The organism is Dickeya lacustris, from assembly GCF_029635795.1.
In the GTDB taxonomy this organism is placed as follows: Bacteria; Pseudomonadota; Gammaproteobacteria; order Enterobacterales; family Enterobacteriaceae; genus Dickeya; species Dickeya lacustris.
The window spans coordinates 2,630,673-2,652,565 of sequence record NZ_CP114280.1 but is presented as its reverse complement, the minus strand read 5'-3'; the positions used below and the strand labels follow the sequence as shown (position 1 = coordinate 2,652,565).

General features: G+C 58.6%; 20 protein-coding genes. 10 read left to right on the top strand and 10 right to left on the bottom strand.

Going from position 1 to position 21,893, the window contains the following annotated elements:
- Window positions 1-335 precede the first annotated feature (335 nt).
- Window positions 336-1,661 carry an aspartate aminotransferase family protein gene (locus O1Q98_RS12030; protein WP_125261310.1) on the bottom strand — a complete coding sequence of 442 codons (1,326 nt, stop codon included), beginning with the start codon at window positions 1,659-1,661 and terminating at the stop codon, window positions 336-338.
- 342 nt (window positions 1,662-2,003) lie between these two features.
- Between O1Q98_RS12030 and O1Q98_RS12025 the strand changes: the two genes are divergently transcribed.
- Window positions 2,004-2,774 (top strand): SDR family NAD(P)-dependent oxidoreductase, encoded by a 771-nt coding sequence (locus O1Q98_RS12025; RefSeq protein ID WP_125261309.1) that lies wholly within the window; start codon window positions 2,004-2,006, stop codon window positions 2,772-2,774.
- 137 nt (window positions 2,775-2,911) lie between these two features.
- Here O1Q98_RS12025 and O1Q98_RS12020 read toward each other — a convergent pair whose 3' ends face one another.
- On the bottom strand, window positions 2,912-3,163 hold the full coding sequence (locus O1Q98_RS12020) for a YdgH/BhsA/McbA-like domain containing protein (protein ID WP_125261308.1): 252 nt from the start codon (window positions 3,161-3,163) through the stop codon (window positions 2,912-2,914).
- 350 nt (window positions 3,164-3,513) lie between these two features.
- On the opposite strand from O1Q98_RS12020, the gene O1Q98_RS12015 reads away from it, so the two are divergent.
- From O1Q98_RS12015 to pdxR, 7 genes are all read left to right on the top strand, one after another.
- Entirely contained in the window at window positions 3,514-5,154 is a 1,641-nt protein-coding gene (locus O1Q98_RS12015) for a TIGR04028 family ABC transporter substrate-binding protein (protein ID WP_125261307.1), read from the top strand.
- A 27-nt stretch (window positions 5,155-5,181) separates the two neighbouring features.
- Entirely contained in the window at window positions 5,182-6,123 is a 942-nt protein-coding gene (locus O1Q98_RS12010; RefSeq protein ID WP_125261306.1) for an ABC transporter permease, read from the top strand.
- 1 nt (window position 6,124) lies between these two features.
- Window positions 6,125-6,982, top strand: a complete 858-nt coding sequence (locus O1Q98_RS12005; protein ID WP_125261305.1) for an ABC transporter permease — start codon at window positions 6,125-6,127, stop codon at window positions 6,980-6,982.
- Window positions 6,979-8,622 (top strand): dipeptide ABC transporter ATP-binding protein, encoded by a 1,644-nt coding sequence (locus O1Q98_RS12000; protein ID WP_125261304.1) that lies wholly within the window; start codon window positions 6,979-6,981, stop codon window positions 8,620-8,622. Before O1Q98_RS12005 ends, O1Q98_RS12000 begins: the two co-directional genes overlap by 4 nt.
- Window positions 8,623-8,637: 15 nt before the next feature.
- Window positions 8,638-9,678: a putative FMN-dependent luciferase-like monooxygenase gene (locus O1Q98_RS11995; RefSeq protein WP_125261303.1), complete on the top strand. Its 1,041-nt coding sequence runs from the start codon at window positions 8,638-8,640 to the stop codon at window positions 9,676-9,678.
- Window positions 9,675-10,790, top strand: coding sequence for an alkylhydroperoxidase domain protein (locus tag O1Q98_RS11990; RefSeq protein ID WP_125261302.1), 1,116 nt, complete (start codon window positions 9,675-9,677; stop codon window positions 10,788-10,790). Before O1Q98_RS11995 ends, O1Q98_RS11990 begins: the two co-directional genes overlap by 4 nt.
- A gap of 101 nt (window positions 10,791-10,891) precedes the next feature.
- Window positions 10,892-12,370: a MocR-like pyridoxine biosynthesis transcription factor PdxR gene (pdxR, locus tag O1Q98_RS11985; protein ID WP_125261301.1), complete on the top strand. Its 1,479-nt coding sequence runs from the start codon at window positions 10,892-10,894 to the stop codon at window positions 12,368-12,370.
- Between the two features lie 32 nt (window positions 12,371-12,402).
- On the opposite strand, the gene glk is transcribed toward pdxR, so the two are convergent.
- Together glk and O1Q98_RS11975 are read right to left on the bottom strand one after the other, a co-directional pair.
- Complete coding sequence (gene glk, locus O1Q98_RS11980; protein WP_125261300.1) at window positions 12,403-13,371, bottom strand: glucokinase; 969 nt, start codon at window positions 13,369-13,371, stop codon at window positions 12,403-12,405.
- Between the two features lie 75 nt (window positions 13,372-13,446).
- Window positions 13,447-13,749 carry a DUF3861 domain-containing protein gene (locus tag O1Q98_RS11975; protein WP_125261299.1) on the bottom strand — a complete coding sequence of 101 codons (303 nt, stop codon included), beginning with the start codon at window positions 13,747-13,749 and terminating at the stop codon, window positions 13,447-13,449.
- A gap of 93 nt (window positions 13,750-13,842) precedes the next feature.
- Between O1Q98_RS11975 and O1Q98_RS11970 the strand changes: the two genes are divergently transcribed.
- On the top strand, window positions 13,843-14,283 hold the full coding sequence (locus O1Q98_RS11970; protein WP_125261298.1) for a MarR family winged helix-turn-helix transcriptional regulator: 441 nt from the start codon (window positions 13,843-13,845) through the stop codon (window positions 14,281-14,283).
- A 6-nt stretch (window positions 14,284-14,289) separates the two neighbouring features.
- On the opposite strand, the gene O1Q98_RS11965 is transcribed toward O1Q98_RS11970, so the two are convergent.
- Both O1Q98_RS11965 and O1Q98_RS11960 read right to left on the bottom strand, forming a co-directional pair.
- The gene (locus O1Q98_RS11965) at window positions 14,290-14,811 is read right to left on the bottom strand and encodes a GNAT family N-acetyltransferase (RefSeq protein ID WP_125261297.1); all 522 of its coding nucleotides are present in this window, start codon (window positions 14,809-14,811) and stop codon (window positions 14,290-14,292) included.
- 78 nt (window positions 14,812-14,889) lie between these two features.
- Window positions 14,890-15,360, bottom strand: coding sequence for an Lrp/AsnC family transcriptional regulator (locus O1Q98_RS11960; protein WP_035338897.1), 471 nt, complete (start codon window positions 15,358-15,360; stop codon window positions 14,890-14,892).
- A 186-nt stretch (window positions 15,361-15,546) separates the two neighbouring features.
- Here O1Q98_RS11960 and O1Q98_RS11955 point away from each other — a divergent pair, with 186 nt between their 5' ends.
- A complete protein-coding gene (locus O1Q98_RS11955) occupies window positions 15,547-16,218 on the top strand; it encodes a DUF6198 family protein (protein WP_125261296.1) in 672 nt (223 codons plus the stop codon).
- Between the two features lie 69 nt (window positions 16,219-16,287).
- On the opposite strand, the gene O1Q98_RS11950 is transcribed toward O1Q98_RS11955, so the two are convergent.
- From O1Q98_RS11950 to gorA, 4 genes are all read right to left on the bottom strand, one after another.
- Entirely contained in the window at window positions 16,288-17,484 is a 1,197-nt protein-coding gene (locus tag O1Q98_RS11950; protein ID WP_240632849.1) for a GDSL-type esterase/lipase family protein, read from the bottom strand.
- A gap of 13 nt (window positions 17,485-17,497) precedes the next feature.
- A complete protein-coding gene (locus O1Q98_RS11945) occupies window positions 17,498-18,619 on the bottom strand; it encodes an SGNH/GDSL hydrolase family protein (RefSeq protein ID WP_125261295.1) in 1,122 nt (373 codons plus the stop codon).
- A complete protein-coding gene (locus O1Q98_RS11940) occupies window positions 18,606-20,039 on the bottom strand; it encodes an MBOAT family O-acyltransferase (protein WP_125261294.1) in 1,434 nt (477 codons plus the stop codon). The genes O1Q98_RS11945 and O1Q98_RS11940 overlap by 14 nt, the downstream gene beginning before the upstream one ends.
- Before the next feature lie 374 nt (window positions 20,040-20,413).
- Window positions 20,414-21,766 (bottom strand): glutathione-disulfide reductase, encoded by a 1,353-nt coding sequence (gene gorA, locus O1Q98_RS11935; RefSeq protein ID WP_125261293.1) that lies wholly within the window; start codon window positions 21,764-21,766, stop codon window positions 20,414-20,416.
- Window positions 21,767-21,893: the final 127 nt, after the last annotated feature.

Genomic DNA, 21,893 nt, shown 5'->3' with positions numbered 1-21,893 from the left:
GTTTACGCTCTGACTCATGCCATTTTTGTGCCAATGTTTATTTTTTAATCCACCCCAGTGAGATAGCGGCTGTTGCCCGCAACATAACCCTTTTTTATCGCCAATTTGGTGCAAATATCGACAATATTGCCTTTATTCAGGGCAGTGAATGGAATGGCAGGGTAACAATGAGGATGCGTTGTGCAGAAAAGGCCAGAAAGACGTGAAATCGAGAAAAAACCTGACACGATTAAAAACGTTCGCCGCCAGATAAAGACAAATGGGCCAGCCGGTTTCTCGCCGCCACGGACGGGAAACCGGCAATCGGTCTATACCAGATACCAGCTTGTGCCCGCTTATGCCAGCGCGCCGGTCAGCTCGGCCAGCGCATCATCGATTATCGCCAGCCCCTGATGGACTTGCGAGGCGGAAATCGTGCAGGGCGGCACCACATGCAGGCGGTTTTCGGCGATAAAACCCAGCATACCGCGCGCCAGCAGCGCCGCTTTAAGCCGGGCCATGTGCGCGGCGGCAAGCGGCGTGCGGCTGGTGCGGTCAGCCACCAGTTCCAGTGCATGAAACACCCCTTTTCCCCGCACATCGCCGATGATGTCATACTTTTGACCCAGGCTTTTCAGCCCGTCGGCCAGCAGGCCGTCACCGATGCGGGCGGCATTTTCTACCACGCCTTCCTCTTCCATCGCCTCAATCGTGGCGACAATCGCCGCCATCGCCAGCGGGTGGCCGGAGTAAGTCAGCCCGCCGGGAAACACCCGGTCAGTAAAAAAGTGGGCGATACGCTCGGAAATCATCACGCCACCGGCCGGTACATAACCGGAATTCACCCCTTTGGCGAAGGTGATCAGATCCGGTGTGATGCCATCATGTTCGAAGCTAAACCACCGTCCGGTGCGGCCAAAACCGGCCATCACCTCATCCATAATCAGCAGGATGCCGAACTCTTGCGCCAGTGCCGCCACGCCCGGCAAATAGCCCGGCGGCGGCACCAAAATACCGGCGGTGCCGGGAATGGTTTCCAGCAAGATAGCGGCAATCGTATTCGGGCCTTCGCACTCGATAATGCGCCGCAGGTGGTGCAACGCGGCGGCGCACTCCTGCTGCTCGGTGGCGGCCTGAAATTCGCTGCGATAGAGATAAGGGGTGAAGAAATGCACATGCCCGCGAGAATACGCATTGGGTAAGCGCCGCCAGTCGCCGGTTGCCGCTATCGCCGCGCCGGTATTGCCATGATAAGAGCGATAGCCCGACAGGACTTTTTCGCGCCCGGTAAACAAGCGCGCCATACGGATGGCATTTTCGTTGGCATCGGCCCCGGCGTTGGTGAAAAACACCTTATTAAAGGCGGCGGGCGCATGGGACAAAATGCGCCGGGCCGCTTCACCGCGCACCGCATTGGCGGTCGAGGGCGCAATGGTTGTCAGCACATCGGCCTGCGCTTTAATCGCCGCCACCACCTTCGGGTGCTGGTGGCCGATATTGGTATTCACCAGTTGGCTGCTGAAATCCAGATAGCGCTGGCCGTCATAATCCCACAGCTGGCAGCCCTCGCCCCCCGCGATAACCAGCGGGTTTAACCCTCCCTGCGCAGACCAGGAGTGAAACACGTATTGTGTATCGAGCCTGCGCACATCCTCATTTGACCGTGCCGATTTCAACGTCATCGTTGTGTGCTCCCATGATTTCGCAGCGGCATCCATCAGGCGACTCGCCGCCAGGTGATTAAGACAACAATCACCTGAGACTAGAAACAAACGCGCGCACAGCGATAGAGCCAGTTGCGGCTAATTCCTGGGCCAGATGCGCCGATGTACTCGCGCACCGGGCCGCAGGCGGTGTCCCACGCTTTTCGGCCAACTGGCTCTGTGCGCAGCCGGTCACGCTTCGTAAAGTGGCTCACGCCCGCCCACTGACGGCGGCAGAGAAGGTGATGCCAGAGCAGACGGCTCGGTTGAGTTATCGATCGGTTGCGTGGCGTGATCGATTAAGCGATGAGGAAGCTTTTGATGAGCAAAGACAATATTGTGTTTATTACCGGCGCGACCTCCGGGTTTGGTCATGCCACGGCCTGTCTCTTCGCCCGTTTTGGCTGGTCACTGGTGTTGACCGGTCGGCGCGAAGCACGGCTGAATGCGCTGGCCGATGCGCTCTCGCCACAGGTGCCGGTACACATCGCCGGGCTGGATGTGCGCGATGCCGACGCCGTCAATGCCGTAGTGGGCAACCTGCCAGAGGCGTTTCGCAACGTGAAAACGCTGGTGAATAACGCCGGGCTGGCGCTGTCACCGCAACCGGCGCAGGAGGTGGCGCTCGAGGACTGGCACACCATGATAGATACCAATACCAAAGGGCTGGTGAATGTAACGCATGCGCTATTGCCCACCCTGATTCGCACCGGCGCGGGGGCCAGCATCATCAACATCGGCTCCATCGCCGGTCAATGGCCCTACCCCGGCAGCCACGTTTACGGGGCGACCAAAGCATTCGTCAAACAGTTTAGCTATAACCTGCGTTGCGATTTGCAAGGCACCGGCGTGCGCGTGACCGACCTGGCACCCGGTATTGCCGAAACCGAATTCACGCTGGTGAGAACCAAAGGCGATCAAGCCGCCTCTGACCGGCTCTATCGCGGCACCACGCCGCTGAGTGCCGAAGACATCGCCGGGCAGATTTACTACATCGCCACCCTGCCTGACCACATGAACATCAACCGGCTTGAAGTGATGCCAACCCGTCAGGCCTGGTCGCCGTTTGCCATCGACCGCGACCCGGCATAACGGCGCAAGCGCGACTGGCGGTATCACACGAGAACATGACAAAAAGAGGCCACATTCGGGCCTCTTTTGATAGCGGGGACAAGCTAATGCTGGTGTGGTGTTATTCCCGGTGCTGGCGTGTTGTGATGAACGGGCGGTTACTGATAAATCGCGGCAACGCCACGCAGTTGGTTGTCACTGCCCGTGGCCGCAATAATACGAAATGAACCGGCACCCGCTGCGCTCGCCTTTTCAGACAAGCTCGCCTGTAACCCGTCGAGGGTCATCGCGGTCGCACTGACGCTGCCGATAGCCGGTTTCGCGCTGTGCTGCACTTCAGTGGCGGCCAGAGTGCCGAAAGAAACGGTAGCCAGGGCGATAACTGCAACAAAATTTTTGATAGCGTTCATGGTCAATATCCTTCACATCAAATGGGGTTCAGTGGTTTAACTGGAGGCGGCATCGCCTTCGATGGATGTGATAATAGAGCAGCCAACGCGCAATGAATATCGGGTTTATTTGCTGCTTGGATTCAGTTTTTTTGAACTAAAAACCCACCGCGAAATTTAGGTTTTCGTCCTCACTTTTTGTGCGGTTACAACCCGCCGTTTGCCATAAAACCGGATATGGATTACCGGTTTTGTACTTTGCCGTTTCCGGTTGCCTGTGGAAGTATCCCTTCGTATCTGGCCGCTGTTTTTCAGCGCCAACAACACCTGCACATTCGCTGACATCACACTGATAATTAAAAGGAAAAACCATGTCTGCTTTATTGAACGCTCGACAAAAGCGCGCGCTCGGCCTGTTTGCCGCCTTCGCGGTGCTCGGTTATGGCGCGCCGGGCCAGGCAGCGCAAGCGCCCAAAACCGGCGGCACCTTGATCTATCTCGAACAGCAACCACACACCAACCTGTACCCACCGGCGGGCGGTTTTTACCCTAACGGCGGCATTCTTAATCAGATAACCGACAAACTGACCTACCAGAACCCGCAAACCCTGGCGATTGAGCCGTGGATTGCCGAGTCATGGACCATTAACGCCGACAGCACCGAATACACTTTTAAGCTGCGCCCCGGCGTCACGTTTTCCGACGGTTCACCGCTGGATGCCAATGCGGTCGCGAAAAATTTCGACACCTATGGCCTTGGCAACAAAGAACTGAACCAGCCGGTGTCAGAGGTGATTAACAACTATGCACGCAGCGAAGTTATCGACCCGCTGACGGTGAAGTTCTCCTTCAAAAAACCGTCGCCCGGCTTCCTGCAAGGCACGGCGGCTATCGGCTCCGGGCTGGTATCGCTCAATACGCTGGCGCGCAATTTCAACCAGTTGGGTGACGCCACCCACATCATCGGCTCCGGCCCGTTTGTGGTCAGCAGCGAAAAACCGGGCCGGGAGCTGAAACTGGTGGCCCGGAAAGATTACCAGTGGGCACCGGCTGGCTCGGCGCATCAGGGCCGTGCCTATCTGGATGGCATTACCTATCTGGTGACGCCGGAAGACAGTGTGCGCATCGGCGCGCTGGTCTCCGGCCAGGCCGATTTTATCCGCCAGATTCAGGCCTATGACGAAAAACGGGTGCAAAACGAGGGCATACACATCTATGCCGCGCCCACCCGTGGCGTTAACAACAGCATCAATTTCCGCCCGGATAACCCGCTGGTCGCCGATATTCGCGTGCGTCAGGCGCTGCGTTACGCCACCAACCCGCAAGAGATAATCCAGACGCTCTACTCCGAGAATTATCCGCAGGCCACCTCGGTTCTGGCGAAAACCGCCAGCGGTTACGTCAACCTCGCCGACAAGCTGGTGTTTGACCCGCAGGCGGCCAGCCGTCTGCTCGATGACGCGGGCTGGAAAACCGGGGCGCAAGGGGTGCGTCAGAAAGAGGGGCAGGCGCTGGAGCTGACGGCTTATGAATCACAGCCGCAGCCGCAGAATAAAGAGATGCTGCAACTGCTGGCGCAGCAGTGGGCCAAAGTGGGTGTGAAACTGAACGTGCTGGCGGGTGATGCTGGCAGCAAAACCGTAGACAGCCTCGACCCGCTGAAAACCGGCGTTGCGCCGGGCATGGTGGGCCGCGCCGACCCGGACGTGCTGAAAAGCCAATATTACCCGACGCTGCGTAACGTACTGCTGCAAAAAGGCGGCACCAGCGACAAGGTAAAAACCTTTGCCGATGACCGCCTGAATAGCCTGCTGGACGGCATCGCCTCGGCGACCGATCGCGGGCAGCGGCTGGCGCTGGTCGGCGATGTGCAGCGCTATCTTATCGATCAAGCGTATGTGATCCCGATTTTTGAAGAACCGCAGGTCTACGCCGGGCGCGCCACCACGCAAGGCATCGGCTTTGAAGCCGTTGGCCGCCCGAGCTTCTACAACACCTGGCTTGATAAATAACCGTTCCACCTTAACGGAGGGCAAGGGATGTCAATCACCGCGCTAGCCACCCGCCTCGGCCACGCCCTGTTAGTGTTGTGGGCGGCGTTTACCCTGTCGTTCCTGCTGTTGCAGGCGCTGCCCGGCGATGCCGTGCTGATTAAATTCATGAGCCCGGATCTGGGCCTGAGCGCCAGCCAGATTGCCGAGCTGCGCCAAATTTACGGGGCCGATGTGCCGCTGCTCACGCAGTATCTCGCCGCGCTCTCGCGCCTGTTACGGGACGATTTTGGCCTGTCGCTGCAAGCGGGTTTGCCTGTCAGCACACTGCTGTTAACCAACCTGCCCGCCACGCTGCAACTGGCGGCGCTGGGGTTTGTCGCCGCGCTGATTCTGGCCGTCGCGCTGGCGTTTCTCTGCGCCCTGACGCCGTTCGCCTGGCTGCGCCAGCTGTTGCAGTCGCTGCCCTCGCTTCTGATCTCGATTCCGACGTTCTGGCTCGGCATCGTGCTGATTCAGGTGTTCTCCTTCCGGCTGGGCTGGGTTTCCGTCATTAACCCCGGCGAGCTGGAAGGGCTTGTCTTGCCGGTGCTCACCCTGTGCGTGCCGATTGCCGCGCCGATTGCGCAGGTGCTGATGCGCAGTATCGATCAGGTGCTGGCGCAGCCGTTCGTGGCGGTGGCGCGCGCCAAGGGCCTGCGTCGTAGCGGCGTGTTATGGCGGCATGTGGCGCGCAACGCCATCTTGCCCGCGCTGACGCTGGCCGGGCTGCTGCTGGGCGAGTTGATTGCCGGGGCGCTGGTGACGGAAACCGTGTTTGGCCGCAGCGGATTAGGGCAACTGACGCAAGAGGCGGTCAACACGCAGGATGCCAGCGTCTTACAAGCCATCGTGCTGATTTCTGCGGGTGCCTTTGTGGTCGTTAATTTGCTGGTAGACGGGCTGTATCGCCTGCTCGACCCGCGTCTGAAAACCGTTTCGCAGGTGTGATATGGCCATCATTCAACTGGAAAAAATCCCCTTGCCACGGCGTACCCGCGCGCTGCGCTTACCCCTCTTCGCGCGGCAACCGGGGCTGGCGTTGGCCTGGCTGGTGGTGTTAACCGTGGTGCTGTGGGCGCTGTTCCCGGCGCTGTTTACCACCCATTCACCGCTGGAAGGCATCGCCGGGGCCCAGCGCCAGCCGCCCGGCGGCGCAGCATTGTTAGGCACCGACCAGTTAGGGCGCGATCTCTACGCCCGGCTGGTGTATGGCGCATCGCATTCGCTGTCAGGCGCGGTGACGGCGGTGTCGCTGGGGCTGGTTGCAGGCGGCCTGCTGGGGTTACTGTCCGGCGCTATCGGTGGCCGCCTCGATACGCTGTTGATGCGCGGCGTGGACGTGCTGCTGGCCGTTCCGGGCCTGCTGCTGGCGTTAAGCGTCATTATTTTACTGGGGGTGGGCAACCTGCACGCCGCCATCGCCGTTGGCGTCACCTCGATTGCCCATTTCACCCGTCTGACGCGCGCGGAAGTGCTGCGCGTGCGCCACAGCGATTACGTCGAAGCCGCCTTCGGTAGCGGCGGCACCTTTTTCAGCGTGCTGTGGCGGCACCTGTTACCCAATGCGCTGACCAGCGTACTGGCGTTCGCTGCGTTGCAGTTCGGCAGTGCGATTCTGGCGCTCGCCACGCTCAGTTTTCTCGGTTACGGCGCGCCGCCGCCTACGCCGGAATGGGGGTTACTGATAGCCGAAGGCCGTAACTATCTGGCCAGCGCCTGGTGGCTGACCACCTTCCCCGGCCTGCTGGTGGTCGCCGTGGTGCTGTCGGCCAATCGCATCAGCCAGTCCATCAGGAGGCAACCATGACACACGCGCCCATCCACAGCGCCCCGCCGGTGCTGGAGCTCGAAGATGTCACCATTACATATCGGGGCGACGACGGTGAACGCACGGTGGTCGAAGGGGTGTCGTTTCGCGTGGCACCCGGAGAAGTGGTGGCGCTGGTCGGTGAGTCCGGCTCGGGGAAAACCACCACGGCGCAGGCAGTGATTGGCCTGCTGGCCGACAATGGCCGCCTGACGCGCGGCGCGATTCGCCTCAACGGTACTGACATCAGCCGCTGGTCGCAAAACCGGCTGGCCAGCCTGCGCGGTCGGGTCATCAGCCTGGTGCCGCAAGACCCCGGCAACTCGCTGAACCCGGTAAGAACCATCGGCGATCAGGTCGATGAAATCCTGCGCCTGCACCAGAAAATCGACCGCCGCACCCTGCGCCAGCAAACGCTGACGCTGCTGACGCGCGTCGGGCTGACAGACCCGGCGCTGCGCGCCAGTCAGTATCCGCACGAGCTGTCCGGCGGCATGAAACAACGCGTATTAATCGCCATCGCCATCGCGCTGAAACCGGCGCTGATCATCGCCGATGAGCCGACCAGCGCGCTGGATGTCACGGTGCAACAGCGCATTCTCGACCTGCTTGACGAACTGCGCCGGGAAAGCGGCACCGCGATTTTATTCGTCACCCACGATTTGGCCGTTGCCGCCGAGCGCGCTGACCGCCTGCTGGTGTTTCAGCAAGGCTATATTCAGGAGCAGGGGCCAACCCGACAAGTGTTAAGTGCTCCCCAAAGCGCGTACACCCGCACACTGCTGGCGAACATTCCCGCGCAGGCCGCGCTGCACCGCCCGTTACGCACCAGCGGCGCGCCGCCCATCGTGCAGGTGGAACAACTGGTGCAGGATTTCCCGCCCGGCGGCGGGCGACGTAGCGCGTTTCGGGCGGTGGATGGCGTCTCTTTTCAGGTGCAGCCCGGCACCACCCATGCGATTGTCGGCGAGTCGGGTTCGGGGAAGACCACCACCGCGCGCATGATAATGGGCTTTCAGCGGCCAAGCGCAGGCCGCATTCTGATAGATGGCACCGACATCACCCGGCTGCGCGGCGAGGCGCTGCGTCAGTTTCGCCAGACCATTCAACTGGTGTACCAGAACCCCTACGGCTCGTTAGACCCGTCGCAACGGTTGTTCGATATCGTAGAAGAGCCGCTGCGCAATTTTCAGCGTCACTCGCGCACTGAGCGCGCCCGTTTGGTTCACGCCATGTTCGAGCGCGTCGCGCTGCCCGGCACGCTGTTGCAGCGCCGCCCGCAAGAGCTCTCCGGCGGCCAGCGCCAGCGCGTCGCCATTGCCCGCGCGCTGATTCTGGAGCCCAAAATCCTGGTGCTCGATGAAGCGGTTTCCGCGCTCGATGTCACCGTGCAGGCGCAAATACTGCGCCTGCTCGACGAGCTGCAAGCCTCGCTGGGGCTGACGTATCTGTTTATTTCGCACGATCTGGCCGTGGTACGCCAGATAGCCGACACCGTTTCCGTGCTCTATCACGGGCGGCAGGTGGAATCCGGGCCGGTGGCCGACATCTTCCACCACCCTGCCGCCCCCTATACTCAGGCGCTGCTCCATGCCATTCCCGGCCAGCGCCCCGTCTCGCCGTTAAGAGACTCAGCCTAAATCAAGGAGTTAATCATGACGCAAAAACGTCTGGGCTTTTTCACCCGGCTGCTGGACGACGCCCCCGCCGGGCAGCGTTATCGGCTGGCCTGCGAGCAAATTATCAAGGCAGAACAACTGGGTTTTGACAGCGCCTGGGTTGCCCAGCACCATTTCCACGCCGACGAGGGCGGCCTGCCCTCGCCGCTGGTGTTTCTGGCGCACGTTGCCGCGCAGACTCGCCGCATTCGGCTTGGCACCGGCGTCATCACGCTGCCGATGGAGCAACCGCTGCGGGTGGCGGAAGATACGGCTGTTCTTGACCTTCTCAGCGGCGGGCGGCTGGAGGTCGGCATCGGCTCCGGCGGCACCCCGTCTTCTTTTACCGCATTCGGCCATGACAGCGCCCAGCGCGGCGAGATCCTCGGGCGTTACCTCAGTCAGGTGCGCGCGGCCTGGGCCGGTGAGCCACTGAGCGCCGATGGCAACCGGCTCTACCCGGCGGCGGCGCACCTGAATCGCCGGGTGTGGCAAGCCACCTTTTCGCCAGAGGGCGCGCGCCGCGCGGGTCAGGCTGGCGACGGGCTGATGCTCTCGCGCACGCAGCCGCGCCCGGACGGTTTTCCTGATGCGACGCTGGCCGACCTGCAAAACCCGATGATAGACGCCTATCTGGCGGCGCTGCCGCCCGGCGTGACGCCGCGCATTATGGGGTCACGCAGCGTGTTTGTGGCCGATGACCGGGCGCTGGCGCTGCAACTGGCCGACAGCGGTTTGCGCCGTTCAGCGGCGCGGCTGGCGCAACTGGGCCGCCCGGCGCGCGACGGTTCGGTCGCGGAACTGATCGCCTCGTTTGATAGCCATGTCGGCACACCGGACGAGGTGATTGCCTCGCTCGCCGCCGACAGCGCACTGGCGCGCACCACCGACATCGCCTTTCAGGTGCATTCCATTGACCCTCCGCACGCCCATATTTTGCGCTCGCTGGAGCTTATCGCCAGCCGGGTTGCCCCGGCGCTGGGCTGGTCATCCCCCCAACACTCGCTTGCCGGTAACGCGACACAGGAGCTGGTATGACGCAACCGACTGTAGACATTATTGCGCAACTGGCGCAGATAGCCCCCGACTCCGCGCTGGCGCAGGCCAGAGCGGTGCGCGAGGCCGCCACCCGCCATACCCAGGGCAGTTATGACGTGCTGTTCAGCCACCCGCCGCAGGGCAATTTATCGCTGGCGCTGCGTTTTTTCATTGCCTCGCACGTCAGCGCCTGGCATGACAACCCAACGCTCGCGCAGTTCTATGCCGGTCGGCTGGCCGATTTTCCCACACCGGCCCGCGACGAGGCGTTAACCCAGGCGCTGGCGCACGCCGAGCGCCTGACGCGCCACCCCGTGGCGGCAACGCCAGCCCACCTGCATGAATTACAACAGGCTGGCTGGAGCGATGACGATATCGTCACGCTGTCGCAACTGGTGGCGTTCGTCAGCTTCCAAAGCCGTCTGGTGGTGGGGTTGCAGCAACTCACCACCGCCGCGCCGCTGGTGGCAAACACCGCTGACGTCACCGCCGGCCACTGGCACACCGAGCCATTAACCCACAGCAACAAAACCGCTCCGACGGCGTTTACGCAGGGTGAGCTGGGCTGGGAGCCGTGGATAGCCGCGAAACCGCTGGCGGCATTCAGCGAAGAGGAGCAGGCGGTTCTGGCGCGTTTTGGTCATACCGAATCGGATTATTTCCGCCTGCTGGGGCGCAACCTGCCGCTGCTCGAGCAACGCACCCTGACTGACAAGGGCATTTTTTATACCTCGGGCGGCCTGCCGCGCAGCGAGCGCGAACTGGCGGCCACGGTGGTCAGCAAGGTCAACGGGTGTATTTATTGCGCCTCGGTACATGCGCGTAAGGCAAGCCAGCTGTCAAAACAGGATGACGCGGTGCAGCGCTTATTGAATGTGCCGCCGGGCGGTTCTCTGGCGGCCGGACAAGACCCGCGCTGGCAGGCGATTATCACCTTTGCCGCCCGGCTCTCTGCCACCCCGGCGCAGGTCAGCTCGCACGATGTCGATAGCCTGCGGGCGGCGGGGCTGGATACACCGGCTATCCTCGATTTAATTCAATCGACCGCGTTTTTTGCCTGGGCTAACCGCCTGATGCTGACGCTTGGCGAACCGTTCTGGCCCTCACACTGATCCATACCACACCACACCGGGCAGGGCGCGATGGGCGCGCGCTGACCCGGTACACATCTTGCTTGCCTGTGTTACCCGATTCAACACAGGAGCCAGCCAGCATGAACGACCACTGTTTGCATATTGATTTTGTGGCGCACCGCAGCCTGCAAGAACAGTTGCGTGAAACGCTGATTGCCTCGATTCTGGCCGGGGTATTTCCTGCCGATGAAGCGCTGCCATCATGCCGTAAGCTATCGTGTCAGTTGAATATTTCACGCAATACCGTCGCGCTGGTGTATGAGGGGCTGCAAAGCGATGGCTATCTGGTGAGCCGCCCGCGCAGCGGTTACTACCTGCACCCGGATTACCATCAGCCTGCTGACGTGCCCACCCCCAACGCCGCGCCCGCTGCTGAACACGGCCAGGCACCAGATTGGGGCAAACGCCTGAACGTCAGCCCCAGCAATTTCCTCGCCATCATGAAACCGGCGCAGTGGATGTCGTTTCCCTACCCGTTTATTTATGGCCAGCCCAACACCCAGCTCTTCCCGATTGAGCAATGGCGTGATACCACCCGACGCGTCACCGGCAGCCACCGCGATCACCACTGGCTGTATGACAATATCGATCAGGATGTGCCGTTCCTGATTGAACAGTTGCGCCAGCGTATTTTGCCCAAGCGCGGCATCATCGCCCGCGCCGATGAGATTCTGATTACGCTAGGCTCGCAAAACGCCCTGAGCCTGCTCTCGCAGCTCCTGTTTAACCGCAACACCCGGGTGGCGGTAGAAAATCCGGTGTTCCGCGAGGCCATCAACGCCTTTGCCTTGCAAGGCGCGCACATCGTTCCCCACGCGCTGGATGATGAAGGGCTCGTGCTCGACGCGCACTCGGCGCAGTGTGACTACTTTTACGTCACCCCCAGCCATCAGGCCCCGACCGGCGTCAGAATGAGCAACGCACGGCGCACCGCGCTGCTGGCCCATGCCAGCCGCTATGACCAGATAATCATTGAAGATGATTACGACTCGGAAACCAATTTCGACCCGCACCCTCGGGCGGCGCTGAAAGCCAGCGACGTTAACCGCCGGGTGATTTACGTCAGCAGCCTGTCCAAATCGCTGTCGCCGGGCCTGCGGCTTGGCTACCTGGTCGCCCCCTCAGAGCTGATAGACGAATTGCGGGCGCTCAGGCGGCTGATGTATCGCCACCCGCCCACCAACATCCAGCACCAGATGGCGCATTTTCTGGCGCAAGGCTATTACGAGGCGTACCTGCACCGCTATCGGGAAGATTCCGCCCGGCGCTGGCATCAATTAAATAACGCGCTGGGCCGCGATTTACCCCACTGCCAGCGTCGGGCGGGCAGCGAACATGCCAGCGCATTCTGGCTGCAAGCCCCTGATGGGGTGAACACCCAGCAACTGGCGTGGCGCGCTGCCCATGCCGGGGTATTGATTGAACCCGGTCAGGCGCATTTTCTCGGGCCGCCGATGCCGGGAAATTACTTCCGGCTCGGCTTTCACGCCATCCGGCCGGAACAGATTGATGAGGGGATTCGTCGGTTGGCTCTCGCGCTGGAGCAGGTGGCCCGCTAACGCCAAAAGCGAGAGCCGGCCTGCCAGCACGATTACAGCGTTTGCCCCAGCGCCTGACGCAGGTAGGCTCCCGCGCCCAGGAGCCCCGGATGCGAGTGAGTAATCATGAACACCGGAATATCGGCAAGGTAGTCACGAAAGCGGCCTTTATCTTCGAAGGCGCTGCGAAAACCGGAGTTGCGGAAGAATTCGAGGAAGCGCGGCACAATGCCGCCTGCGATATAGACGCCGCCGAAGGTGCCAAGCGTCAGGGCCAGATTGCCGCCAAAGCGCCCCATCAGCACACAAAACAGCGACAAAGCGCGCAGGCAGTCAACATCGCTGTGCGCCAGCGCGCGCTCGGACACCACCTGCGGCGTCAGCGCTTCCGGCACCCGGTTATCCGCTTTGACGATGGCGCGATAAATGTTGACCAGCCCCGGCCCGGAGAGCACCCGCTCGGCAGAGACATGCCCCAGCTCCTGACGCAGCACCTGTAACAGCAGGTCTTCTTCTTCGCTGTTGGAGGCAAAATCAACGTGCCCGCCTTCGCCCGGCAGACTGAGCCATTTGCCCTCGACCGCTAACAGATGCGCGACGCCAAGCCCGGTGCCCGCACCGTATATCGCGACCGGTTTGCCTTTCTGCGGCTCGCCGCCGCCAAGCTGGATAACGTCATCGCCGCCCAGCACCGGCACCGCCATGCTGACCGCCGTAAAATCGTTGATAACCGCCAGGTGGGCAAAACCGAGGTTTTGCTGCATTTCCGCAATCGAAAATGCCCAGTGATGATTGGTCATCGCCACCCAATCGCCCGTCACCGGGCAGGCGATGGCGATACACCCATGTTTAACCGACGCGTCCTGATGGGCAGCCAAAAACAGCCGGATCACCGTTTCCAGGCTGTCGTGCTCGTTCACGGCATAGTGCTGGCTGTGCGCAATCGCACCGTTTTCCAGCTCGCACAGCGCAAGACGCGCATTTGTCCCGCCGACATCACCTACCAGCGCATACTGAGGCATAAATCATGGTCTCCCGTTGCAATGTCATCTGCCAACATGCGGCAAACGGCACCGGCAGAGCGTTTGCCACCGCACTCAGGCGTCATCGCTCTGCCGCGCGCCTTTTTTCAGCCGCAGCATAAAATCACGAAAATGGGGTGCCAGCTCTGCAAACAGCGGGTCTTTGCGGTGGGCCATCATGACCTCGCTAAACAGCTTCAAACCCGTGCAGAACGCGGCGACTTCGGCATCCGGCAGGATCGCCCTGGCCCGGACTCGTTCAATAATTTCCAGAATATCGTCATGATTGGTGGCGTCAAACGTCAGAGTCTGATTTTGTGGCGTGTCATCGCGATTATCGGCGAGTTTTTCCAGCGTGATACGATAGTGATACGGCATGATTTTATCCTTGCTGTTTGTGCATGGCGCAGAGCGCCACATGGTTGATATTATCAACCATATACCGATAATTGTTGATAAGGTCAACAAATAATGAATAACACAGCCGACACTCAAATGTTCGACCTGCTCGGTGAATTGATCCACGGGTTTAAACAACGTCTGCAAGAAAGCACGGCATTGAGCGAGGCCGGGCTGGCTCCGTTTCAGGCCCGCACGCTGGGAATGATTGCCCGCCACCCGGCACAAAGCCAGCATCATCTGGTGACGCGCTCGGGCCGGGACAAGGCGCAAATCGCGCGCCTGCTTAAAGAGCTGGAGGCGCTGGGGCTGATTCAACGCCAGCCGTCGCCGGATGACCGGCGCGCGCAGGTGGTGTCGCTCACGGAAAAAGGATGGGCTATCCATCAGCAGGTGGTGGCGGCACGCAGCGCGTTATTGCAGCAGGCGTTTAGCAACGTCAGCGAAGAAGAGCGCCGCCAGTTTGCAACGGTGCTGCAAAAAATGCAGCAAAACCTGGCAGCGGCGCAATAATGTCGGTCAGTCAGCCGGGCTGGGGGCGGCGGTGTTGATATCATCCGCACCGCTGTCGCTTGTCGTCTGTTGGCGATAGATATCCCGACGCAGTAACGTCCAGGTGTAATCCGGCTGGTTCACCGCTTCATACCCTAATTTCTGGTATAACCACGGGGCCGTCGAGGTCAGCAGCAACTGTCGGCGCAGGCGCTGCAAACCCGGGTGCGCCAGCGTGCATTGCACCAGAAACCGCCCCAGCCCGTTGCCCTGATGGGCCGGGAGCACAAACACATCGCATAAATAACCGAAGGTGGCGAAATCCGTCACCATGCGCGCCAGCCCGATTTGCTGCGTGCGATGGTAAAGCCCAAAGCACAGGCTATTTTCCAGCGACAGCGCCACCGTTTCTTTATCGATACCCGCCGCCCAGGATGATTCGGTGAGATAACCGTGCACCGTATCCAAATCAAGCTGCCGTGGGTCTGTTGAAACCCAATACTCTCCCTGACGCCATTGCTGTGGCGCACGCGCACCTGTATTTAACAAAGCTCACCCCCGTTGATACATGCCTTTCCCCACCAAACGACCCGCACTCGCGCAACACCCGTGCGTTATCGGTTGCTCTTAGCCATGCGCTTTCACCGGCAGCGCGGTTTTATGAATCAATCGCCGTAGCGAAAAAGATGACTGCACATCACGCAGCCCTTCGATTTTTATCAGTTTTTTTTGCAAAAAGCGCTCAAAATCCGACAGGCTGGCCGCCACCACCCGCAGCATGAAATCATGGCTGCCGGACATCAAATGGCACTCCATCACTTCATCAAAGGTGGCTATCTGCTGTTCAAACTTGCGAAAGGTGGCTTCCGATTTCGGCTCAAGCGTCAGCGAGATATAGGCATTGACCGGGAAACCGGCTTTTTCCTGATCCAGCAACGTGACATAACCCTCGATAACCCCGGCGTCTTCGAGCTGTTTTAGCCGCCGGGTACAGGGTGTGGCTGATAAACACACCCGCTCGGCCAGCGTCGTCGTTTTCAGGCGCGCATCCTGCTGGAGTTCATTCAACAGCTGCGCATCTATACGATCGATCTTCATGAGTGAATTTCCCCAAATCATCACCCCAAACGAGTGACGAGCCCTAAAAATGGCAGAATAAACCCTCTTTTTTAGTTAAATCTCACTCAATGATCAATGTTAATTTGAGCGCTAAAAGTGAATGCAAAATCACATCAAATGCAAACATATGCATTTCTTATGACTAAACACAGGCTACGCGCACCCATGACAGGCAATGAGGGTAACACCGTGATCAAAGAGTCGGCTTTGCCCGCCGCGTCCCCGGCAACTCCGCCCAAAACCGGGCTGTCACACACGCTGAAAGATGATATTTACGGCCTGGCGCTCGGCGTGATGTTCATCGCCTTTGGCCTGAATATGTTGAAATTATCCGGCATGGTGACGGGCGGTATTGCCGGTATCGCGTTACTGCTGTCTTACTACCTGCCGCTGTCGATAGGGGTGCTGTTCATCCTGACCAACATCCCGTTTATGATTTTTTGCTATTTCAGCATGGGGCGCGCGTTTACGCTGAAAACCCTTGTCGTTAATATCACCTTGAGCGCCGCCACCCAGACGGTGCCCTATCTGCTGAAGATTAACTACATTCATCCGCTGTTTTCCGCCCTGGTCGGCGGCACGTTTCTCGGCATGGGGATTTTGTCACTGGCGCGCCATAACGCCTCGGTTGGCGGCACCGGCGTGGTGACGCTCTGGCTGTATCAGCGCTTTGGCATCAACGCGGGGAAAAGCCAGATGCTGTTGGATGTGCTGGTGTTTGCACTCTCGCTCATCAACCTGCCGCTGCCGTTGTTGCTGTGGTCGGCCCTGAGTGCGCTGGCGATGAACGCGATGCTGATGAACTGGCATAAACCGGGGCGCTATCAAGGCAGTTAGTCTGTGCCGACGGGCACAAACGTCATCAGATATCGCCCCGTGTTTATCGGGGTTGCAGGCTACAACGGCTTATTTTGCCGCCTGTAGCAAGGTGGAGAATTGTTGCCAGAGCGCATCGGCACTGCGCTGATAACCCTGCTGGCTGAGGTGGATAAGATCATTGCGCGCATAGCCTTGGGCGTTCCATTTCTCAATGGCGCAATCTCCGCCCATATAATCAAACCAGTTCCAGAATAACGCCTGATTGGTACGGGCAACCTCGCGCTGCACCTCAATGATAGCCTTCAGGTTTTCCGGCTGCCGCTGTAGGCACGACGCGCCATTTTTGTTGCTGATGCTGCTCCCCGGCCCCACCAGCAAAATCACCGTATTCGGCAGTCTCTGGCGAATGGTCTGCACATACTGCTGGTAATTTTGCTGGTAACGCTGCAAATCCAGTTGCTTGTCAAAGGCTTCGTTGGTGCCGTAGGCCAGAATCACCATATCCGGTTGCAACGCCTGAAGTGTCGAGGGCCAGTGGTTACGCCATTTATCCAGCATCGTGACCTGCGCGCCGTTAATGCCAAGCGCACTGAGCATCACGCCGCCTGCGCGCGGCGAGCGCAATAACCAGCCCGCCAGTTGACTGCCCGCGCCCGCAGAGAGCGAATAATTGACCGGCGAGTGTGTCGTGACTGGCGCACTGAGCTGCCAGTGTGCCTGGCTGTCCGGCAGGGTGACGCGCTGGCCTGACAGTTGCAATACGCTATCGGCCTGATTGCGGTACAACGCCTGTACCTGCATGTCATCACCGTTGCGGGTGGCGAATTGGGCGCTATTGCCCGCTTGCATCGGTGTGGCAATGTTCCCGCCCAGCGTAAACGCCGGATCGCTATTGCGGCGGCTGGTAATCAGGCTCCAGCCTCTGGCTTTACCAAACACCACCTGATCATAACGATTTCCCGGCACCGCCACCGGGCTGACAAACCCGGCACCGCCATCGCCATATTGCTGCTGAAAATGCTGGCGCAGCTGGCCGGAGAAAAAGTCAGCGGCGGTATGCGAGTCACCGAGTTGCAGAATATGCACTTTTTCCTGGCTGCTGTTTGCCAGCTTGCGCTTCATTTGCGCCAGCCTGACATCACCATAATCAACCAGTTGCGCTTCACTGCTCCCTGTACCGGGCGTGTTGACAACCAGCGGCGCATTGCCGCTTTCCCGATGGCAGGATGTGAGCAGCATAAGACAAACTGCTGTCAGCATCAGATACCACTTTTTATTTTTCATTTCTATCATCACCTTAATGGCTCACCTCGTTCTCTGAGGGAGATATCGCAATCTTGTCGAAAATACGATCGGCTATCATTTTTTGCCCGGCAGGGGAAAAATGGACGCCATCGCCGCTGCGAACGCGTATTTTCTGCTTCTCTTGCTTAATCTCAGCCGAGTAGTTAGTGTCGCGGTAGCCAAAGATCTCGTTTACCTGAATCAAAATCTGATTCGCTGCCGTCACCTCAGCCTGATACAAGCCATCAAGGTAATGCATGCCATAGTTGAGCTTTTTATTCTCCATATTCGGCGGAGAAACCCATATGACAGGAATCTGTTTTTCTCGGGCTAAACGGATGATCGTTCGGATACGTTCGCGGTAGGCCTCTTCCCATTCCTGCGAGGCGAATTTAAGGAACGGCTTTCCTTTGCCGGCAGGCATGTCCCACGGGTCGTTCGGGCCTAAAAACACCACCAACAACCCGACATTTTGCCGCCGCTTCAGTTCTCGTTCGAGCGTGAGCGGCCAGTTAAAAAAGCCCGGATAAGCAAGGCCGGTGCTGCGTTTACTCAAATCAATCCCAGCCAGATGATAGCGGTCACGCAGCATTTTGATGACGTGCGGCGCAACGCCTTCCATCATCGAATCACCCATAAACATTACGGCCTGGCTGGGTTTTAGCGCAACCGGTGTGGTCAACGGCACAACCGGAACACCGGATAAACCGTTCGGTGAAGGCGGTAACACCAATGGCGATGGCGGCGACAGCACTACCGAGGCAGAAGGCGCTGACAGCGCAGGCACATCGGGATGGCTCCCCAACTCAGGCCCGGCATCGGCTGATGAGGATGACGACACCGACGCCTGAGCCTCGGCGCTCTCCGGCTCATCGCCACCTGATGCAGACTCCTCCCCAGACCAGTTCGCCACAAACGCCTCTTTTGCCGCTTGTGCCGCCTTCATCACCCGATCGCCCAATACCCAGGAGGGATGCGTGTTGCTTTCCCACGGGCTTTTCTCGTGAAAATGCAGTTCCCAGTAACCATTAATCGAATGCTGGTTTAACCAAATTAGCCCAATAATGGCACTCAGCATCACCAAAAAGCTTTTCAGAACGTGTGATAACGTTGCGCGATACTCAGAAATTGGCATAAATAAACCCGGGAACGCCAGCAGGAGAAAGGAAAAAAACCAGTGCGAGGAATGAGAAAATCATCACCGGAACCACATACCACTCACATTGCGCCAGTACCTCTTTCAGGGTTTGGCGCAGCGTCAGCCAGATGGGATAGAACACCAGCAGGCTGAGGAAGAAACCTAACGTTGCCATCTCGCTCACAGAGAGTTCAGCAATGCGCGCCTGCGCGATAACCGACAGCATGGTCAGCGCGCTGCCAAGGCTATCGGCACGAAAGAAAATCCACGCCAGACAGACAAAATGAAACGTCAGTAAACGCGCGATGGCACCAGACAGCAGCGGCAGGCGTATCGCAGGCTGGTATTTTTCCGGCAGGCGCGATAGCCACCCCAGTTTGCTCCAGCCGTTATACGCCACCAGCCCGGCTCCGTGTATCGCCCCCCACACCATATAATTCATGCTGGTGCCATGCCAGATACCGGAAAGCACCATGGCGATAAACAGATTGCGCTGCGTTTTCCACCAACCGTGACGGCTGCCGCCGAGCGGAATATAGACATAATCACGAATAAAGTTCGACAGGCTGATATGCCAGCGGTGCCAAAACACCTTAATATTTTCTGCCAGATAAGGGTGATCGAAGTTTTTTGCCACCTCAAAGCCCAATAACAAGGCAATCCCCGTCACCAGATTGGTATAGCCGGAAAAATTAAAATAAATCTGCCAGGCCCAGGCATAGGTGGCGATGACCGCCTGCCAGCCGGTATAACTGGCCTGATCGCCAAACGCCGGGGCGACGTAATGCTCATCAAGCCAGGTATTGAGGAAAAACAGTTTGGCTATCGCCAATGAAATTAAAAACAGCGCGTGCGGCCATGACTGTAACTGGCGCGGGGTGCTGCGGGCTATTTGCGGCATCAAATGCAGCGCGCGGTTCACCGGGCCAGCTAACAGCGTGGGGAAAAAATTCAGATACAGCAAGGTATCCGGCAGGCTGGGCTGCTTCATTTTCCCTTGCGCCGCTGACATCACTAAGCTCACCGCATTAAACAAGTAAAAAGAGAGCCCGACCGGCAGCAACACATTGAGCACCGGCAAACTGAGCGGAATATGGCAGGCCACCAACAGACTTTGCACACCATCACGTAACCCGGTGTAATACTTAAATAATAAAAAGAAAATGCCAATAAACAGAATTAATAGAAAAGGGATGATTTTTTTGAAATGAAATTGGCAAGAGAGCGTCAGCAAACACCAGACGGATACGCTAAATAACAGTAATACCACCAGTGACTGCCAGCCGGATAAATACACCAGCACATAGCCGGTTATCAACAGCAGGGCGTTTTGTATTTTTACCCAGGGTGACACCAGCCAATACACCAGAAATAACGCCAGAAAGAAAAAACAGAACTCAACAGAAAGAAAATTCATCAACATCATCCCTGCATTTATGAAAAATGCGCGTTAACCCGGTATCCAGCCTGTTCGTCAGGAACACAATACAGCACGGACTATCGCCATTTTTCATCTTGCAGCCTGACGCGGCACTGCTTTCCCGGCGGATATCACGCCATCCATACCTTGGCATTCACAGTGTGAGCACGGTGGTTGGCAAAACATGAATGAGGGAAAAGAAATGGGCAGCAGCCGTGCTGCTTTTTATTGCGAGGGGTATTTTACTTAAAAGACAGCAAAACGAAAGAATTTGACCACAGTTTACCGCAATGGTTCAGCGCTGAAGGCGATAAAAATAAAAACCGCGCGGCGGACGCGCTCATTGCCGCCACACGGTTAATCACCCGCGATTAGCGCATGGTGACAAACTCTTCCGCCGCCGTCGGGTGAATGGCAACCGTGTTATCAAAATCCCGCTTGGTTGCGCCCATTTTTACCGCAACCGCGAAGCCTTGCAGAATTTCATCCATCCCAAAACCGATACCGTGTACGCCAACCACCTTTTCCTCTGGCCCGACACAGACCAGTTTCATGCGGCAAGGCTGACGATGCTGCGTGACCGCCGTATACATGGCGGTAAACGCCGATTTGTACACTTTCACCTGGTCATCGCCATACTGGGCGCGGGCCTGCGGCTCCGTCAGCCCGATGGTGCCTATCGGCGGGTGGCTGAACACCACGGTAGGGATGTTGCTGTAATCCAGATGCTCATCCGGTTTGTTGTTAAACAGCCGTTCAGACAGGCGACGACCGGCGGCAACCGCAACCGGCGTCAGCTCAACCGCACCGGTGTTATCGCCAACGGCATAAATACCCGGCACGCTGGTGTTCTGGAATTTATCCACCACGATGTGGCCTTTTTCGTTGCGCGCAACACCGGCAGCCTCAAGGTTGATGGCATCCGTCGCGGGCTCGCGGCCTATCGCCCAAATCAGGCAATCCACCGTTTGCTGATGACCACTCTCCAGATGCAGTGTCAGGCTGCCATCCGCGTTTTTCACCACGGCGCTGGGGATGGACTCGGTATGCAGCGTCGGCCCTTCGGTGTTCATCACCTCAACCAGCGTTTCGACAATCAGCGGGTCAAACTGGCGCAGCGGCGCATGTTTGCGCACAAACAGATGTACCTCAGCGCCCAGCGTATTCAGTACACCGGCAATCTCCACTGCGATGTAGCCAGCGCCAACCACCGCCACCCGTTTTGGCAGCGCCGTCAGCGCAAAGAAACCATCAGAATCAATGCCGTACTCCGCACCGGGGATGGACGGTCGCGTTGGCCGCCCGCCGGTGGCAATCAAAATATGGTCGGCGGTGATACGTTCGCCGTTCACTTCCACCGTGTGCGCATCGACAAAACGCGCAAACCCTTGAATGACCTCAACCTGATTTTTACCCAGCACCGTATTGTAAGACTGATGGATGCGGTCAATGTAAGCGCTGCGATTTTTCAGCAAAATATCCCAGTTGAACTGATTTACCGTCACATCAAAGCCGTAATCCGGCCCATAGTGGTGAACCGCCTCGGCAATCTGCGCGGCGTGCCACATCACTTTTTTCGGCACACAACCGACGTTCACGCAGGTGCCGCCAAGGTGTTTGGCTTCAATCAACGCGCATTTCTTGCCGTACATCGCCGCACGGTTTACAGAAGCAATACCGCCACTGCCGCCGCCAATGGCGAGATAGTCATAATGTCTGGTCATCCGGGCTCCACACTTACTTTTCAAATGATTAGAATAAGGAAACGGGCGACGCCAGCAGGCAATGTCTCATCCTGCCGGTGAAAAACGCGCCATCACTAAAAACATACTGGCGAAAAGTCTAACGCCT